This window comes from Enhygromyxa salina, assembly GCF_000737335.2.
Classification (GTDB): Bacteria; Myxococcota_A; Polyangia; order Nannocystales; family Nannocystaceae; genus Plesiocystis; species Plesiocystis salina_C.
Genome location: NZ_JMCC02000284.1, coordinates 1 through 1,069 on the forward strand (window position 1 = coordinate 1; position 1,069 = coordinate 1,069).

Annotated in this window: 1 protein-coding gene; it reads left to right on the forward strand. The window is 75.2% G+C overall.

Annotated elements, in window-relative coordinates:
- The coding region (locus tag DB30_RS40915; RefSeq protein ID WP_146662981.1) for a polyketide synthase dehydratase domain-containing protein at positions 1–1,069 on the forward strand (1,069 nt) is incomplete at both ends.

Below are 1,069 nucleotides of genomic sequence, written 5' to 3' on the forward strand. Positions count from 1 at the left end.
TGCGGCTCGCGGGCGCCGAGTCTGAGCCCGGCGTCGCGCTGCCGCCGGCGCTGCTCGACGGCGCGCTGCGGGCCTGCCACTGGGTCGGTCGCCAGGCGCCGCCGCGCCGTGGTGAGTTGGCCATCCCCTTTAGCCTCGGCGCCCTCGAGCTGTTCGAGCCGCTGCCCCCGAGCTGTTGGGCCCACGCGATCTCGGTTGGCCGCGCGGGCGAGGTCGAGCGCTTCGAGCTGACGATCTGCGACGGCGAGGGTCGGGTGCTCGCACGCCTCACCGAATTTGCCGGGCGCCTGCCCGGCGCGAGCGCGGAGCCCAAGCCCCGCGCGCTGCCAGCATCGAGCGAGGACGAGGGGGGGCCGCGCTTCTACGCGCCGAGCTGGGCGCCCGCCCCGATCGCCCCGATCGCCCCGATCGCCCCGAGCGCCGCTGGGGGGCGCGAGGCCGCGACCCTCGTGCTCGTGGGCGCGAGCGTGGCGCTCGAGCTCGCGGTCCGCGATCTCGACAGCTGGGAGTGGGTGATCTGTGTCGCCGATCCGGCCGCGTTGCGCTCGCGCCAAGCCGAGCTCGCCGCCGCCGAATCGCTCGACGTCGTGTTCGTCGCCGGTCTCGGGCAGGCGTCCGAGCTGGCGGCGACGAGCGAGGACCTCGCGGCCGTCACCGACCAGCTCGAGCCGTGCTGCTTCGCCGTGCTCGAGTTACTGCGCGCGGCGGAAGCCGGTGAGCTCCGCGGCCCGATCCGCTGCGTCGTCGTCCACGCTCGAGATGACGATCAGTCCCGGCCCGAGCTCGGGGCGCTGGCCGGCTTCGCCCGCTCGGCTGGCGCCGGGCTGGCGCGCTTCGAGCTGCTGAGCCTCGGCGTCGACGTCGAGCTGCCCGAGCGGACGCTGGCCGAGGCCGTTCACGCCGAGCTGCGCGCGGGCGGTCGCGCGAGCGGGCAGGAGCTGCGTCTGAGCCCGTCGGGTACCCGTGAGCAGCGGACGCTCGAGCCCGTCGAGGAGGCTGTGGCCCTGACCGCGTCCTCCATGGCCCGAACGGCATGGGGAGATTCTGCCCCGGCTTTGGGGCCAAGAAC